Origin of the sequence: Streptomyces sp. STR69, from assembly GCF_024519455.1 — a bacterium.
In the GTDB taxonomy this organism is placed as follows: domain Bacteria; phylum Actinomycetota; class Actinomycetes; order Streptomycetales; family Streptomycetaceae; genus Streptomyces.
Map to the genome: position 1 here is coordinate 61844 of NZ_JALJRY010000011.1, position 16462 is coordinate 78305.

Sequence of the window (16462 nt, forward strand, 5' to 3'; positions counted from 1 at the left end):
GAGAGGGAGGCGTACCGTCACGGGTTCTCCCCCTTCCCGGCGAGCAACCGCTCCAGCCGGTCGAAGCGTTCGTGCAGGGCGCGGACGGCCTCCTCGCCCAACTCCTGTGCGCCGTGGGCCAGATGGTGACGGCGGAGCTGTTCGCGGCCGACGAACCAGGTGGCCAGCGCCGCGGTGACCAGGCCGTAGGTGGTGATGCCGACGACCATCACCACCGAGCCGACGACGCGGCCCCACAGTGTGACCGGGTAGAAGTCGCCGTACCCGACCGTCGTCGCCGTCTCGATCGACCACCACAGGGCCCTCGAGTATGTCGTCAGGTTGGCGCCGCGGGCTCCGTGTTCGGCGGCGACCACGGCCCACGAGCCGACGAGCATCACCACGCCGAGGACCGCCGTCGCCGCGCCCGCCGCCTTGAGATGAAGCGAGCGGCCCTCGCGGCCGAGCAGCAACTCGACCGCCCTGGTGAGGAATCCGGGCAGCATGGTCACTCCTTCGCGTCACGGTGCCGGGGCCTGGGGCCAGTGTCGGGGCGGGCGGGGGTGCGGGCATGCCGGACGGGGCGTTCGAGTTGCCGTACGACCTGCGGCGTTGTGCGCTGGAGGGCCGGGCGGCCCGACCCGTCCGCCCACGAGACGGAGGACCGTGCCATGACGGCGGAACCCCGAGCCGTTCCCGAGACCTTCGCGTTCACCTGCGGTGACTGCGGCCATTCCTGGGAGGCCACCTTCCAGGTCATGTTCTTCACCGACCCGACCGACGCCTCCGGCCTGACCACGCAGGAGTACGTCGACGAGGAGGGCAGGGCCATGAGGTCACCGCTCGCCGACGCGGTCTGCCCGAAGTGCGGCGGGCGCACGGTGCATGTGCTGGAGGCCGGGCTCGCCGAACGGGCGCGCCGCGCGGAACACGAACCCCGACAGCACCACGAGCGCCGTCTGCATCTGCCGCACCGGCATTCCGGCCCGTCCGAGCCGCCGCCGGACGGCGCACCCTGACAACCACACCTCCCACCCGAACGGCCCCCTGCGTTGGAGGGCCGGGCGGCCCGATGGTGCCCTGAGGGGGACTGCCACTCCTCCTGGAGGCCCCGCCATGCACCGTCGCCCGTCCTCCCGCCCCGTCCGTGTCCTCGGCGCAGCCCTGGCGGCGGGCACGCTGCTGACCTGCGCGGCCTGCTCCGGCGGCAGCGGCGGTGCCGGCGGTGCCGGCGGTGACAGCGCATCGGACGTCGCCGCCTCCCCGCTCGCCGCCGAGTCCCCGCTCGCCTCGCCCCGTACCGGGAAGTCCGCCGCACCCGCCCTCACCGAGGCGGGAGCCAAGGCCGCGCTGATCACCGAGGCCGACCTGGAGGACAACTGGACCCGGGTCAAGGACGCCGCCACCTGGGCCGACAAGCTCGTGATCGGCAAGGTCGACGTCGGCGCCCTCCTCACCGCGAAGACGAACGCCGCCGACTGCCAGAAACTGCTCGACGCGCTCTACGGCGACGATCTCCTCGGCAAGCCGTCCGGCGCGTCCGCGCTGACCGGGTTCGAGCAGAGCGAGTCCCGGCTGCTTTACCAGGTCGCCGCCTACGACCGCGCCCGGCTCGGCACTTCCCTGAACTGGCTGAAGACGCTGCCGGTGAAGTGCGACCAGTTCACCGCGACCGACTCCAAGGGCGGCCGGCGCACGGTCCAGGTCATCGAGAACGAGGTGCCCGCCGTGGGCGACGCCCGGCAGGGTCTCCAGGTGACCGTCACGAGCACGGGCGCCGCCCAACCCACCATGCTCACCCTGGAGTTGGCCGTCGTCCGGGTCGGCACCGACGCGATCACCGTCATGTCGGGCGGCCTTGGGGGCACGGAGTCCGACACGACCGAGGCCGCCGTGCGGCAGGGCACCTCGCACCTGAAGGACGTCCTGGCGGGCCGGACGCCGCCCGCCCAACCCGGCAACCTGGACTGACAGTTCGCCGTCCCCGAAGAACATGTGCCCCATCGTCGCGAACCCTTGGGCCGGGTGATCGACCGGCGGCACAATGGCGGGGACGGCACCGCGGGCGACAAGGAGTCAAGACGTGAGCGACAGCGACACTCCGGCAGAGGGACCGACCCGGCTCGACACCGCTGTGGCGCACAACGCGCGCGTATGGAACTACTGGATCGGCGGCGAGGACAACTACGAGATCGACCAACGGGTCGGCGAGCACGTCGCCGGCATGTTCCCGGTGATCCGTGAAGTGGCCCGCGCCGACCGGGACTTCCTCGGCCGGGCGGTGCGGTTCCTGGCCGGCGAGCGCGGGGTAGGGCAGTTCCTCGACCTCGGCACCGGACTGCCGAGCGTCGACAACACGCACGAGATCGCCCAGCGGATCGCACCGGACGCGCGGATCGTGTACGTCGACAACGACCCGCTGGTGCTGGTCCACGCCCGCAAGCTGCTGACGAGCACCCCCGAGGGCGTCACCGACTACATCGAAGCGGATGTGCGCGACCCGGCGTCGATCGTCCAACGCGCCACGGGCACCCTCGACTTCGAGCGTCCCGTCGCCGTGATGATGCTGGGCATCCTGAACTTCGTCCTCGACACCGAGGAGGCCCGGGAGGTCGTGCGCAACGTCATGACCGCGGTCCCCTCGGGCAGCTTCCTGGTCGTCACCCACCCCACCTTCGACGCGGATCTCGGCGGCGAGGGCAACGTCCCGGCGATGGAGTTCTGGAACGAGAACGCCACTCCCCCGATCACCGCCCGCAGCCGCGCCGACATCGCCGCCTTCTTCGACGGCCTCGACCTCCTCGACCCCGGCCTGGTGCCGTGCTCGCAGTGGCGCCCGGACTCCGACTCCCCGGCCGTGGTACCGCAGTTCGGAGCGGTGGCCGTGAAACCCTGACGGCGCAGCAGACCGCGCAGGACGCGACCGTGGAGGACGTATGACCACCCTTGCCGACCCACTGCCCGGCGGACGCCCCGGCGAGGTCGAACGCGCCACCGCGCTGGCCACGGAGCTGACCGGGCGGGGGGTGCACGGGATCGTCCTGGCCTACGTCGACACCGCGGGCGTGGGCCGGGTGAAGACGGTCCCGACCGCGAAGCTCGCCTCGGCCGCGGCCTGGGGCGTCGGCATGTCCCCGGTGTTCGACACCTTCCTGGCGAACGACTCCATCGTCACCACCGACGTCCTCGGATCACCGGACGGCGACCTGCGCCTGTACCCCGACCTCGACCAGCTGGCCGTCCTGTCCGGGCAGCCCGGCTGGGCCTGGGCGCCGGTCGACCGGATCACCCAGGAGGGCGAGCAACACCCGGGCTGCAGCCGCACGTTCCTGCGCCGCGTCGTCACGGACGCAGAGCGGCGGCACGGGATCACCTTCCGGGCGGGCATCGAGATCGAGTGGGCCCTCGGCCTGGACACGGCACCCGCCGGCGAGTTCGTGCCCGCCACGACGGGTCCGGCGTACAGCGCGACCCGGCAGGTCGAACTGAGCGACTACGGCGCCGAGTTGCTGTCGGCGCTGGCGACGCAGGGCGTGGACGTGGACCAGTTCCATCCCGAGTACGCGGCCGGGCAGTTCGAGCTGTCGGTCGGCGCGCTCGACCCGGTCGCGGCGGCCGACCGCAGTGTCCTGGTACGACAGACCGTGCGCGCGGTCTCCCAACGGCACGGCCTGCGCGCCTCGTTCACGCCGGCCGTCCTGGCCCGGGGCGTCGGCAACGGCGGGCACATCCACCTCTCGGCCTGGCGCGACGGCGCGAACCTGCACACCGGGGGCGACCGGCGCTACGGCATGACGGCCGAGGCCGAGTCGTTCGCGGCCGGTGTCCTCGCCCGCCTCCCGGCCCTCACCGCCGTGACCGCGCCGAGCCCGGCCAGCTACTTCCGCCTCCAACCCTCCCAGTGCGCCGGGGTGTTCACCGCCTGGGGCCGGGAGACCCGCGAGGCCGCGGTGCGCGTCGTCACCGGCACGGCCGGCCTGCGCGCCCAGGGGGCGAACCTGGAGGTCAAGCCGGTCGACCTGGCCGCCAACCCCTATCTCGCCCTCGGCTGCCTGATCACCGCAGGACTCGACGGCCTCACCTCGTCCTCCCTCCTGCCCGAGGAGACCACCGGCGACCCCGCACACCTCGGCACGCCGGAGGCAACGGCCCGTGGTGTACGACGACTTCCGACCTCGCTGGTCGAGTCGGTCGCGGAGTTCCGCAAGGACGAGCTGCTGCGGGCCGCGCTGGACCCGGTGCTGGCGGATGCGGTGATCGCCGTACGACAGGGCGAGATCGCGGCCGTGGCCGAGCTGGACGACGAGCGGATCGCGGCGGCCTACCGCTGGAAGTACTGAGGATGGGCACCGGACCGGTCCACGAGGCGCTCGCCGCGCTGGAGTTGGTGGACCACCACTGCCACGGAGTCGTCACCGAGGACCTGGACCGGACGGCCTTCGAGTCGCTGCTCACCGAGGGGGACGTCTGGCCCGGCAGCGGGATCTCACCGTTCGACAGCCCGGTCGGGATCGCCGTACGCCGTTACTGCGCACCCCTGTTGGACCTGGAGCGGCACGCGCCCGCCGACGAATACCTCGCCCGGCGCGCCGAGTTGGGCCCGGGCGAGGTCAACCGGCGTTTCCTCGCCGCTGCCGGGACCGGGGTGTTCTGCGTCGACACGGGATTCGCCCCGCACTCCGTCACCACGCCCGCCGAACTCGCCGGGGCGGCGGGCGCGGTGGCCCACGAGGTCGTACGGCTCGAAACCGTCGCGGAGGGGGTGGCCGCGCGGGGTGTCGAGCCGGACGGGTATGCCGACGCCTTTCGGGCCGCCGCCCTTGACGCGGTGCGGCGGCCGGGGGTGGTGGGGGTGAAGTCGGTGGCCGCGTACCGGACCGGGTTCGATCTCGACCCGGCCAGGCCCTCGGATGCGGAGGTGACCCGGGCGGCCCGCGGCTGGCTGGTCCGCGGTGGTCGCCTCGAAGACCCGGTGCTCATGCGGGAGTTGCTGTGGACCGCGGTCGACCTGGGACTCCCCCTCCAGCTCCACACGGGCTTCGGCGACAACGACATCCGGCTGCACCGCGCGGACCCCGCCCTCCTCACGGACTGGCTGCACCTGACCGCCGGCACGATCCCGGTGCTGCTCCTGCACTGCTGGCCGTACCAGCGCCAGGCCGGCTACCTGGCGGCCGTCTTCGAGCGGGTGTACCTGGATGTCGGACTCACCCTGCATCATGTAGGTCCGGTCCGGGCTCGGACGGTACTGGCTGAGGCGCTGGAGATCACACCCTTCCGCAAACTGCTGTACAGCTCCGACGCCTATGGTCTGGCCGAGTTCTACGGGCTCGGCGCGCTGGCGTTCCGCCGGGGTCTGGGGGATCTGCTCCAGGACCGGGTGGACGACGGCGAACTGGGCCTGCCCGACGCGCTGCGACTGGCGCGCTGGGCGGGAGCGGACAACGCCCGCCGGGTCTACCGGCTATCCGACGGACACTGAAAGTATGATCAAGCAATGTCTGACATGACCGATACCACGCCCGGTTGGCTGTCCGCCGACGACCTCGAACAGGCACGCGCCCGCATGCCGATCCTGTACGTCGAGGCGGTGCCCGTCCGCGTCGACGACAGCGGCGAGGTGACCAGCATCGGCCTGCTGCTGCGCATCGGCCCTGACGGCACGGTGAACCGCACCCTGGTCTCCGGCCGCGTGCTGCACCACGAGCGGGTCCGCGACGCCCTGCTGCGCCACCTGGAGAAGGACCTCGGCCCGGTCGCGCTGCCCCGCATCCCGGCCTCGCTGCAGCCGTTCACGGTCGCCGAGTACTTCCCGACGCACGGCGTCACCCCGTACCACGACCCCCGGCAGCACGCGGTGTCCCTCGCCTACGTCGTGCCGGTCACCGGCGACTGCCGCCCCCGCCAGGACGCCCTCGACCTCGTGTGGTTCAGCCCGGAGGAGGCCGCCTCGGAGGCGCTGCGCAGCGAGATGCCGGGCGGGCACGGGGTGTTGCTCAAGCAGGCGCTGGCCCATGTGGGCTGCGTGTCCTGACCGGGACGGCCACCGCGGCTCAGGCAGTGTCGCCCGGGCTGCGCTGACTGCTGCCGGGTTCGCCGTTGTCGCGCCGCCACTCGACGACCAACTCGTCCTTGGTGCCGAAACGGACCAGATGCCGCCCCACCACGTCTTCCAGCCGATCGAGGAACTCGGGCTCCGCCTCCACCGCGAGCAGCAACGCCCCCTCGGTGGCGGTCAGCGATCCTGTGCCGTCCTGGAAGACGAGACGCCCCTCCCCGGTCTCCTCGTCCCAACTGGTCTCGCTGCGGCGGCCCAGGTGGGAGGCGAGTTGTTTGGCGTAGCGCTGCGGTCGGTCGGTGACGACGCGGGCTTCCGATCGGGACATGACGGCTCCAGGGTGACGGAGGTGCACAACGACTCGATGGTGCCGGAGAGTCGGGCCGACCGCACTGACACGACACCCGGCACGCTCCGAAACGTATGGATGCCGTCCCGGTCGCCTTCCCCGGCTTTCGCCGTACGTCAGCTCTTGCCCTTGGTGACCACCCACTTGCGGCCCACCCAGTTGCCGACCGTCTCGTAGCCGGAGCGGAAGGAGCCGAGCCAGTTGAGCTTGAGGCCGGCCTCGGCGGTCGACTTGACGGGGGTGTAGCTGCTCGCGTCGGTGTCCGGACCGCCCGTGGTGTTCTTCGCGTAGTACGGGAACGGGTAGACCGGGCGCGAGGCGGTGGTGTTGCCGCTGCTGTCCACCGACCTGGTCGTCAGACTCGCCGGGGCGTCGCCCTGGGTGACCCAGTCGGTGATCGCGGTCAGCGCGTCGAAGGTGTTCGGGCCCTGGCCGCCGCCGCAGTGCGCGACGCCCGGGAGCAGGAACAGCCGGGCGAAGGACTTGGTGGCCGCCTCGCCGCCGACGGCCTTCTCAACCGCCTTGTAGTAGGCCATCGTTCCCACGGCCGGGATGTGCTGGTCGCCGAGACCGTGCCAGAGGACGATCTTGCCGCCGGCCTTCTTGAACGCGGTGAGGTCGGGGTCGGTGGCGTCGTACATGCCCTCGTTGGGCCGCATCACCTTGGCGTAGTAGGCGGCCGTGAACTTGATGTCCTTGTAGGTCAGGGCCGGTTGGGGGCTGTCGAAGATCTGGTAGCGCAGGGTCTCCCGGACGAAGCTGATGTCGCCGCTGGCGCCGGTCGCGGTGGCCGGGGTGATGATGCCGGCCCAGTTCAGCTCGGAGCCGCGCAACTGGTAGCCCGGGTAGAGGAGTTGGCCGTGGTCCTCGGTCGGGCCCGCGTAGATGCGGCGCAGGGTGGTGACCTGGTCGTCGGTCAGGCAGTACGCGTCGGACGTCGAGGTCTGGCCGGTCTTGCACTGGATGGTGCCGGGGTCCCAGGTGCAGCTGAGCGGGTCGGCGATGATGCCGTCGGCGGGGGCGCCGCAGCCCTTGAGGACGGCCGTGTGGAGGTCGGCGAGGTCGGCGTTGGTGATCGTCGCCGGGCCGCCGTTCAGGTACACGGACTGGGCGGTCCAGGCGTGCGAGAAGGTGTTCAGCGCGGTGAAGTTGTTGGCCGGGGCGCCGGCGATGATGCCGTCGAAGTCGGTCGGGTAGCGCTGGGCCTCGGTGAGGGCCTGGTGGCCGCCCTGGGAGCAGCCGTCGAAGTAGGAGTGGGTGGCGGCCCGGCCGTAGTACTGCTCGATGATCGCCTTGGCCGCCCGGACCAGTTCGTGGTCGGACTTGTAGCCGAAGTCGGCGCTCAGGGTGGGGTCGGTGGAGAAGAGGCCGCCGCCCTGGTAGTGGCCCTCGTCGCTGGAGGCGACGGCGAAGGCGCCGGTGGTCAGCGGGACGCAGCCGGTCGAGGCGGGAGCGCTGGTGACGTTGGTGTTGCCGCACAGGCCACCGCAGCCGACCTGGAGGTAGTTGGCCTGCCAGCCGGTCTCGGGGAGTTTGATCTCGAAGTGGAGTTGCGGGGCGATGACGCCCTTGACGTCACAAGCCGCCCAGTTGCCAAGGGTGTTGGCGCTCGCGGCGAGTTCGGTGGCCGAGCTGATCTCGAAGGGCACACCGGGGACGGCGGCGGCCAGGTCGAGTTGGGCGACGCCGGAGCAGGACATGGCAGGTGCGATGCCCGAGGTCGAGGTACTCGCCGAAACGGCCTTCGCCGAGGCCGAGTCGGCGGCCTGCGCACCGCCGATGGCACTGTTGGCCAGCACCAGGCTCGCCCCGATCACCAGGGCGACGGCCGCCGCGAGGGCGGCCAGGAAGGTCGCCGAATTCCACCGACACCATCGGAACAGCTTGGGCATGCTGGGTACTCCGTTCGCTCGCCGGATGAGGGGTCGTGCGGCGGCACGGCGAGGAACGTAGCTCTCCCTTAATCCGTAGGCAATAGCGTCGACTCTATTGTTGACGATTTCGTCGAAGACTTGGCCCGATACCGCTGACCAGGGCCGGAGCCGACGCTCGCCACAACGTTAGCTTTCTTTCTGCGCAACTTATTGATTGTACCGACCGTTAGGTCTAATTTATCGGCTCTCTGGACCTTCGCTCCGCTCACTTACGGAAGGCCGCCGATGTCCTCCCAGACCCAGCTCACCACCCCACGGGAAGACGAGAGATCTCTCTCGACGACCCGCAATGTCCTCGTCATCGTCGCTCTCGTATGGACCGTCCAACTGGTCGCACTGGTCGCCGCGTTGTCCGGCATCGCGCAGGCCGATGTCGCGATCCACTTCCGGACCACGAATATCGCCTGGTTCACCCTGATGACCCTGCTGACCGGGACCTTCTTCCTGCCTTTCGCCGTCAAGGCCGCGGCGATCTTCGGCAAGAAGCGCGTCCTGCTCGCCGCCACCGGGCTCGGCTTCGCCGGCGACCTGGTCGCCGCCGTCGCCACTGACTACCGCACCCTGCTGATCGGGCGCGGCATCGCCGGCATCTACGCAGCCACCGCCCCGCTCGCCTACGCGATCACCCGCGATGTGTTCCCCCGCCGCTGGGTGGGCCTCGCCAGCGGAATCCTCGCCGGCGGCATCGGTCTCGTCGCCTTCGGCGGGCCTTTCCTGTCGGGCTGGCTCCTGGACGACTACGGCTTCCGCGGCGTGCTGTGGTTCATGGCCATCAGCACCGCACTGAGCTTCGTCCTGGTGGCCGCCTTCGTGCCGGAGAGCCCGATCCGTGCGGCGGCCGGCCGAATGGACTGGGCCGGCGGAATCCTTCTCGGCGGCGGGATCACCGCGCTCGTCTACGCCGTCGGTGAGGGGTCGCACTGGGGCTGGAGCAGCGGCAAGTTCATCACCTGGGTCGTCGCGTCGGCTGTCGCGTTGATCGTCTTCGTGCTCGTCGAGCGCCGGGTCGCCGAACCGCTGTTCCCGTCGTCCATGACCCGGCGTCGTCCGGTGTGGACCGTGCTTCTGGCCACATCCGTCGCGGCCGGCGCACTCAGCGCCGTCGGCGTGGTGATCCAGCTCCTGATACTGATGCCCAAGATCCCCACCATCTCCGACGGCCTGGGCTGGTCCGGGACCCACAACGCCATCGTCACCAGCCCGATCAGCGCCATGATCATCGTGGGGGCCGTCGGTACCGGCGCGCTCGCCCGCCGGATGGACTCGCGGATCCTGCTGGGCGTCGGTGCTCTGCTCGCGATCTTCGGTTACGGTCTCGGCACCCACCTGCACCACAGCGCCCCGCAGATCATCGGGATGGGCGTGTTCGCCGGGCTGGGCACGGGCATCGTCATGGCCAGTGTGCCCATCATGATCATCGAGGCGGTGACCCCCGAGGAGCAGGCGCTGGCCAACGGCGTCCAGACCCTCGGTATGGGCGTCGCGCAGATCATCGTCTCCCAGGTGGCCTTCGTCGTGATGGCGCAGCACGGGGCCGTCCTCAAGGGCACCCAGTTCTACCTCGACGCCGGCTTCACGAACGGGCTCTGGCTGGTCGTCGCATGCGTCACCGTGGGCGCGGCACTCATTCTCCTGATCCCCAAGACCAAGCACCTCGACGAGGTGGTGGTCGGCCAGGCGGTCTGACGCCACGCGGACAGCCCCGAACAAGCCGAAGGCCGTTCTCCCGGCGACGGGCGAACGGCCTTCGGCACAGGGCGGGTTCAGTCGTTCCGCACGTATTCGGCCGCCGCGTCGAGCAGCCAGTCCGTCAGATACCCGGCGAAGGACGAACGCACCAACACCCAGAATCCGGCCCCGGGTTCGTCCCGGGCGACCAGCACGACCTGGGTGCGGGCCACGCTGGTCTGAGCGCAGCGCCCGGCGCCGAAGGCACGCGGGTGCAGGTCCAGCGGGCAGCCGTGGGCGAGCAGATCGCGGGCCCGGGCACCCGAGACGAGCAGCGTGGTGCGCTGGGCGGACACATCGGTGACGGCCACGTGCTCGTCACCGCTCGCCGCCCGGATCCGGCTCTCCACCTCCCGCTGTGTGTCCGGCGGCCCCACCACCAGCCACTCGTCGGGACCGAGCCACAGTGCGGTCAACTCCCCCGCCCGCACAACGGTGTTGGGCTCCAGAGGCAGGGACAGGCCGAGAGCGAGTCCTACGGCGTCCGCCGCCGCGCCCTTCGCGTCGAGCCGGACGTTCACCTGGGCCAGGAAGGGCAGCTCGGCCAGCCGGACCGCGCCGCCGGAGGAGCGCGTCGCGGCGGCCAGCCGGCCCGCTGCACCCGCGAGCGGGCTGCGGCGCGGCACGGAGAGGACGGTGTCAGCCATCGCGGCGGGCTCCTTCGGGGTCGTAGAGGACGGGGCTTGCGACGGTGACCGGGATCAGCCGGTCGCCCACGGGGGCGTAGAGGCGTTCGCCGATGCGGTCCCGGCCGCCCTTGATCAGGGCGAGGGCGAAGGTGCGGCCGAGGGCGGCGCTGCGGTAGCTGGAGGTGACATGGCCGAGCATCGGGACGGGCGGGGCCGGAAGCACGCTGTCGGCGATCAGTTGGGTGCCCTCGGGGAGGAAGGCGGCGGGGTCGTCGGGGAGCAGGCCGACCAGGTGTTTGCGGTCGGGGCGGACGGCGTCGGCGCGGGCGTAGGAGCGCTTGCCGATGAAGTCCGGCTTCTTCTTCGAGACCGCCCAACTCATACCGAGATCCTGGGGAGTTACGGTGCCGTCGGTGTCCTGGCCGATGATCGGGTAGCCCTTCTCGGCACGCAGGACGTGCATGGTCTCGGTGCCGTACGGGGTGATGCCGAAGGGGGCGCCGGCCTCGTACAGGGCCTCCCACAGGGCGAGCGCCTCCCACGGTGACACATTGATCTCGTAGGCGAGTTCGCCGGAGAAGCTGATCCGGCACACCCTGGCCTCGATGCCCGCGACTGCCGTGTCCCGCCAGGCCATGAACGGGAAGTCGTCGTTGCCGACCGCCAGTTGGGGCGCGAGCGAGCCGAGCACCTCGCGGGAGCGGGGGCCGACCAGGGCGACGGTGGCCCACTGTTCGGTCACCGAGGCGCAGTGGACGCGGAGTTCGGGCCACTCGGTCTGGTGCCACTCCTCCATCCAGTCGAGTACGGCGGCGGCGTTGCCCGTGGTCGTGGTGACCAGGTAGCGGTCCGGTGCGAGTCGGATGGCCGTACCGTCGTCGAAGACCATGCCGTCCGGGCGGCACATGACGCCGTAACGGATCATGCCGACCTTCAGGTTGCTCATCATGTTGGTGTAGAGCCGGTCGAGGAAGACGGGTGCGTCGGGACCCTGTACGTCGATCTTGCCGAGGGTGGAGCCGTCCATGAAGGCGACACCCTCGCGGGCCGCCGCGCACTCGCGCAGCACGGCGGTCTCCATGTCCTCGCCGTCCCGCGGGTAGTACCAAGGGCGCTTCCACTGGCCGACGTTCTCGAACAGGGCGCCCTGCATGACGTGCCAGTCGTGCAGGGCAGTTGTACGGATCGGGTCGTGCAGTGCGCCCCGGTCGCGGCCCGCGAGGGTGGCGAAGGAGACGGGTGTGTAGGGCGGACGGAATGTTGTTGTGCCGAGGTCCGAGATGTCGACGCCGAGGAGTTCCGCGACCACCCCGCTTGCCAGGACGCCGGAGGTCTTGCCCTGGTCGTTGGCCGTGCCGGCCGTCGTGTAGCGCTTGGTGTGCTCGACGGAGTTGAGGCCGGCGCCGGTGGCACGGGTCAAGTCGCCCACGGTCACGTCGCGTTGGAGGTCCACGAAGCGGGGGGCTGCGGTGGCGGAGGGGACGAGGAACACCTGCATGGCGGGGGTGGTGCCGGGTTCGGTGGGCACCGGGGGCAGGTTCGGTGCCTCGGCGGTGTAACCCTCGGCCTCGATCGCGCGGGCGCCTGCGGCTGCGCCCTGGGCGAGGACTTCGGCCAGGTCCGACGCCCCGTTCGCGCTGCCCGCGACCTCGACGGCCTGTCGGCAGGTGTCGGGGACGAAGGAGCCGAGGGTGTCGTCGTAACGGAGTTTGCCGCCGGCCTGACTGAAGAGGTGGGCGACGGGGTTCCAGCCGCCGGAGACCAGGAGGAGGTCGGTCGCGAAGTGCCGTGTCGTGCCTGTGGTTTCGCCGTACGGGGCGACCGTCACGGCGGTCAGTCGCGGGGCTCCCTCGGTGGCGACGACGGCGTGACCGGTCAGTACCTCGATGCCGGCCTCACGGGCTCGGCGTGCCCACTCGCCCGGTTCCGACGGGCGGGTGTCCACGATCGCGGCGACCTGCACGCCGGCCGCCGCCAGGTCCAACGCGGCTGCGTACGCACTGTCGTTGGTGGTGAAGACGACGGCCTGGCGGCCGGGCAGGACGCCGTGGCGGTTGACGTACGCGCGGGCCGAGGCGGCGAGCATCACTCCGGGGCGGTCGTTGTCCGCGAAGGCAAGTGAGCGTTCGTGCGCGCCCGTTGCGAGGACGACTCGGCGGGCGCGGATGCGCCAGACGCGTTCACGGGAGACGTGGGCGGGGGCCGCTGCGCCCAGGTGGTTCGTGCGGCGTTCCACGGCGAGGAGGTGGTTGTCGTCGTAGTGGCCGAAGACGGTGGTGCGGGTCAGTACGCGTACGTCGGGGGTGGTGGTGAGTTCCTCGCTCAACTCCGCTGCCCAGTCGAGGAGTTGGGCCGTGTCCAGGAGGCTGCCGCCCAGTTCGGGGTGGTCGTCGGCGATGATGACCCGGGCTCCGCTGCGGGCGGCGGCGGATGCTGCCGCGAGGCCGGCGGGGCCTGCGCCGACCACAAGCAGGTCGCAGTGGGTGTGGACGGCGTCGTAGCGGGCCGGGTCCGGGGCGGTGGCCAGGCGGCCCTGACCGGGGAGGCCGGTCGCTACCAGGCCGTCGTAGAGCTCGATGGTGGTCGCGGGGAGCATCGGCTCCGGGAAGGGGGCCTCGATCTGGATGACCGCGTTGGGTTCTTCCACTCCGGCGGTGAAGATGCCTCGGGGGCGGCCGAGTTTGATGCTGGTGCCGGTTTGGATGACGCCGTTGGCGAGGAGGGCGGAGGCGAGGGTGTCGCCTTTGCAGCCCGTGTATTCGGTGCCGTCGAAGGTGAAGGTGAGGGGGGTGTCTCGGTGGATTCGGCCTCGGGTGGGGTGGCGGAACGGATTTGTCTCGCCCCCGCCGCCCCTACCCGTCCCGTCCTCCAGGGGCTCTGCCCCTTCGACCCCGTTCCCAGGGGGCTCCGCCCCCTGGACCCCCGTCGGCCCTGAAGGGGCCTCGTCCTCAAACGCCGGACGGGCTGATGCCGCGGTCGGTTGCGGCTCCCCCGCCCGGTACACCGTCAGGATCTCGTTCGTCGACGTGTCCCGTACCGCATTGAACCAGCGGCGGCAGCCCGCCGCGTGGCTCCACCGTTCTGCGAACGGGCCCTTGGGGTTGGCGCGGAAGAACAGGTAGCGGGCCCATTCCTCGTCGGTCAGGTCGGCCGGGCTCTCCGGGTAGGCCACGTGGGCCTGGCCGCCGTAGTGGAACTCGGCCTCGTCGCGGGGCCCGCACCAGGGGCAGGGGATCAGCAGCATGGTTGGGCTCCCTAGTGGGCCACCGCGGCGGCGCCGTGCTCGTCGACGAGCGCGCCGGTGGTGAAACGGTCGAGCGAGAAGGGGGCGTTGAGGTGGTGAGGCGTGTCGTGGGCGATCGTGTGCGCGTAGACCCAGCCGACACCCGGAGTGGCCTTGAAGCCTCCCGTTCCCCAACCGCAGTTCAGGTAGAGGTTGTCGACCGGGGTGAGGCCGACGATGGGTGAGGCGTCGGGGGTGACGTCCACGATGCCGCCCCAGGTGCGCAGCACGTGCGCGCGGGCGAAGACCGGGAACAGTTCCAGCGCCGCCGCCATCTGTTCCTCGATGATGTGGAACGCGCCGCGCTGGGTGTAGGAGTTGTACGAGTCGATGCCCGCGCCCATCACCAACTCGCCCTTGTGCGCCTGACTTACGTACACATGGACCGCGTTGGACATGACGACCGTGGGGTGGACCGGCTCCAGCAGCTCCGACACCAGGGCCTGCAACGGGTGGCTCTGGAGCGGGAGTTGGATGCCGGCCATGGCCGCGAGGACGGACGTGTGGCCTGCCGAGCAGAGAGCTACCTTGCCTGCCGCTATCGGGCCGAGTGTCGTCTGTACGCCGGTCACCCTTCCGTCGACGATGTCCAGCCCCGTGACTTCGCAGTTCTGGATGATGTCGATGCCCGCGGCGTCCGCCGAGCGGGCCAGGCCCCAGGCGACATGGTCGTGCTTGGCGATGCCCGCGCGTGGTTGATAAGTGGCCCCCATCACCGGATAGCGCACGTCCGGTGAGATGTTGACGATCGGGCAGACCTCTTTGACCTGCCGTTCGTCGAGCCATTCCGCGTCCACGCCGTTCAGGCGGTTCGCCTCCACTCGGCGCACGCTGTCGCGGACGTCCTGGAGGCTGTGGGCGAGGTTGAGGACTCCGCGCTGGGAGAAGAGGATCGGGTAGTCCAGCTCCTCCTCCAGGCCCTCCCACAACTTCAGCGCGTGCTCGTAGATGCCCGCGCTCTCGTCCCAGAGGTAGTTGGAGCGGATGATCGTGGTGTTGCGGGCCATGTTGCCGCCCGCCAGCCAGCCCTTCTCCAGCACCGCGACGTTCGTGATGCCGTGGTTCTTCGCCAGGTAGTGGGCGGTGGCCAGGCCGTGGCCTCCGCCACCGACCACGATCACGTCGTACGAGCGTTTCGGCTCGGGTGTGCGCCAGAGCCAGTCGGGGTGTTCGGGGAGGTCGGCACCCGGAGTGCGGGGGGTCATCGGGCGTCGCCCTCCTCGGACAGGTGCGGGTAGAGCGGGTGTTTCGCGGCGAGGGCCTCGGTGCGGGTGCGCAACTCGCCTATGTCCGGGTTCGGTTGGAGGGCCAGCGCGATCACGTCGGACACCTCCGCGAAGTCCTCCTCCGTGAAGCCTCGCGTGGCCAGTGCCGGGGTGCCGATGCGCAGGCCCGACGTGACCATGGGCGGACGCGGGTCGAAGGGCACGGCGTTGCGGTTGACGGTGATGCCGATCTCGTGGAGCAGGTCTTCCGCCTGCCTGCCGTCCAGCTCGGAGTCGCGCAGGTCGACCAGGACGAGATGGACGTCCGTGCCGCCGGTGAGGACCTTCACGCCGGTGGCGGCCACGTCGGCTCGGGTGAGGCGTTCGGCGAGGATGCGGGAGCCGGCGAGCGTGCGGGCCTGGCGTTCGGCGAACTCGGGTGAGGCCGCGACCTTGAACGAGACCGCCTTCGCGGCGATGACGTGTTCCAGGGGGCCGCCCTGCATGCCGGGGAACACCGCCGAGTTGATCTTCTTGGCCAGGTCGGCCTCGTTGGTGAGGATGACTCCGCCGCGCGGGCCGCCGAGGGTTTTGTGCGTGGTCGTCGTGGTCACGTGTGCGTGCGGGACCGGGTTCGGGTGCAGGCCTGCGGCCACCAGGCCCGCGAAGTGCGCCATGTCGACCATCAGCAGCGCGCCCACCTCGTCGGCGATCCGCCGGAACTCCGCGAAGTCCAACTGCCGTGGATACGCCGACCAGCCCGCGATGATCATCTTCGGGGCGTGTTCCTTGGCGAGGCGCTCCACCTCGTCCATGTCGACCAGGTTGTCGGTCTCGGAGACGTGGTACGGCACCACGTTCAGCATCTTGCCGCTGTAGTTGAGGCGCATGCCGTGGGTGAGGTGGCCGCCGTGTGCGAGGTCGAGGCCGAGGATCGTGTCGCCGGGCTTCAACAGGGCGAAGAAGACTGCCGTGTTGGCCTGTGCGCCCGAGTGCGGCTGAACGTTGGCGAAGCCCGCGCCGAAGAGGGACTTGACCCGCTCGATGGCCAACCGCTCGGTGACGTCGACGTGTTCGCAGCCGCCGTAGTAGCGGCGGCCGGGGTAGCCCTCCGCGTACTTGTTGGTGAGGACGGAGCCCTGCGCCTCCAGTACGGCGGAGGGCGCGAAGTTCTCGGAGGCGATCATCTCCAACGTGGACTGCTGGCGGTGCAGTTCGGCGCGGAGCGCGGCGTGGACCTCGGGGTCCAGTTCGGCCAAGGGGGTGTTCAGCGCGTTCATTCGGAGTTCTCGTCCTT

General features: G+C 70.6%; 14 protein-coding genes. 7 read left to right on the top strand and 7 right to left on the bottom strand.

Annotation, left to right across the window (positions count from 1 at the left end; genetic code table 11):
- Nucleotides 1–17: 17 nt before the first annotated feature.
- Complete coding sequence (locus OC490_RS21420; RefSeq protein WP_262059587.1) at nucleotides 18–485, bottom strand: potassium channel family protein; 468 nt, start codon at nucleotides 483–485, stop codon at nucleotides 18–20.
- A 165-nt stretch (nucleotides 486–650) separates the two neighbouring features.
- On the opposite strand from OC490_RS21420, the gene OC490_RS21425 reads away from it, so the two are divergent.
- The 6 genes from OC490_RS21425 to OC490_RS21450 all read left to right on the top strand — a co-directional run bounded on the left by OC490_RS21425 (nucleotide 651) and on the right by OC490_RS21450 (nucleotide 6013).
- Nucleotides 651–998: a hypothetical protein gene (locus OC490_RS21425; protein ID WP_262059588.1), complete on the top strand. Its 348-nt coding sequence runs from the start codon at nucleotides 651–653 to the stop codon at nucleotides 996–998.
- Between the two features lie 97 nt (nucleotides 999–1095).
- Nucleotides 1096–1950, top strand: coding sequence for a hypothetical protein (locus tag OC490_RS21430; protein WP_262059589.1), 855 nt, complete (start codon nucleotides 1096–1098; stop codon nucleotides 1948–1950).
- Between the two features lie 112 nt (nucleotides 1951–2062).
- Nucleotides 2063–2875 (top strand): SAM-dependent methyltransferase, encoded by an 813-nt coding sequence (locus OC490_RS21435; protein ID WP_262059590.1) that lies wholly within the window; start codon nucleotides 2063–2065, stop codon nucleotides 2873–2875.
- Nucleotides 2876–2915: 40 nt separating this feature from the next.
- Nucleotides 2916–4319 (top strand): glutamine synthetase family protein, encoded by a 1404-nt coding sequence (locus OC490_RS21440; RefSeq protein ID WP_262059591.1) that lies wholly within the window; start codon nucleotides 2916–2918, stop codon nucleotides 4317–4319.
- A 2-nt stretch (nucleotides 4320–4321) separates the two neighbouring features.
- Nucleotides 4322–5461: an amidohydrolase family protein gene (locus OC490_RS21445; RefSeq protein WP_262059592.1), complete on the top strand. Its 1140-nt coding sequence runs from the start codon at nucleotides 4322–4324 to the stop codon at nucleotides 5459–5461.
- A 15-nt stretch (nucleotides 5462–5476) separates the two neighbouring features.
- A complete protein-coding gene (locus OC490_RS21450; protein ID WP_200711346.1) occupies nucleotides 5477–6013 on the top strand; it encodes an NUDIX hydrolase family protein in 537 nt (178 codons plus the stop codon).
- Nucleotides 6014–6032: 19 nt separating this feature from the next.
- Here OC490_RS21450 and OC490_RS21455 read toward each other — a convergent pair whose 3' ends face one another.
- Both OC490_RS21455 and OC490_RS21460 read right to left on the bottom strand, forming a co-directional pair.
- Nucleotides 6033–6365 (bottom strand): DUF2218 domain-containing protein, encoded by a 333-nt coding sequence (locus OC490_RS21455; RefSeq protein ID WP_200711347.1) that lies wholly within the window; start codon nucleotides 6363–6365, stop codon nucleotides 6033–6035.
- 137 nt (nucleotides 6366–6502) lie between these two features.
- Nucleotides 6503–8278 carry a tannase/feruloyl esterase family alpha/beta hydrolase gene (locus OC490_RS21460; protein ID WP_262059593.1) on the bottom strand — a complete coding sequence of 592 codons (1776 nt, stop codon included), beginning with the start codon at nucleotides 8276–8278 and terminating at the stop codon, nucleotides 6503–6505.
- A gap of 267 nt (nucleotides 8279–8545) precedes the next feature.
- On the opposite strand from OC490_RS21460, the gene OC490_RS21465 reads away from it, so the two are divergent.
- A complete protein-coding gene (locus tag OC490_RS21465) occupies nucleotides 8546–10006 on the top strand; it encodes an MFS transporter (protein ID WP_262059594.1) in 1461 nt (486 codons plus the stop codon).
- Between the two features lie 77 nt (nucleotides 10007–10083).
- Here OC490_RS21465 and OC490_RS21470 read toward each other — a convergent pair whose 3' ends face one another.
- From OC490_RS21470 to glyA, 4 genes are read right to left on the bottom strand one after another with little or no spacing between them, the layout of a single operon-like run.
- The gene (locus OC490_RS21470; RefSeq protein ID WP_262059595.1) at nucleotides 10084–10695 is read right to left on the bottom strand and encodes a sarcosine oxidase subunit gamma; all 612 of its coding nucleotides are present in this window, start codon (nucleotides 10693–10695) and stop codon (nucleotides 10084–10086) included.
- Complete coding sequence (locus OC490_RS21475; RefSeq protein ID WP_262059596.1) at nucleotides 10688–13921, bottom strand: sarcosine oxidase subunit alpha family protein; 3234 nt, start codon at nucleotides 13919–13921, stop codon at nucleotides 10688–10690. Before OC490_RS21475 ends, OC490_RS21470 begins: the two co-directional genes overlap by 8 nt.
- Nucleotides 13922–13932: 11 nt before the next feature.
- Nucleotides 13933–15165 carry a sarcosine oxidase subunit beta family protein gene (locus OC490_RS21480; RefSeq protein WP_262059597.1) on the bottom strand — a complete coding sequence of 411 codons (1233 nt, stop codon included), beginning with the start codon at nucleotides 15163–15165 and terminating at the stop codon, nucleotides 13933–13935.
- Complete coding sequence (gene glyA, locus OC490_RS21485; RefSeq protein ID WP_262059598.1) at nucleotides 15162–16445, bottom strand: serine hydroxymethyltransferase; 1284 nt, start codon at nucleotides 16443–16445, stop codon at nucleotides 15162–15164. Before glyA ends, OC490_RS21480 begins: the two co-directional genes overlap by 4 nt.
- Nucleotides 16446–16462: the final 17 nt, after the last annotated feature.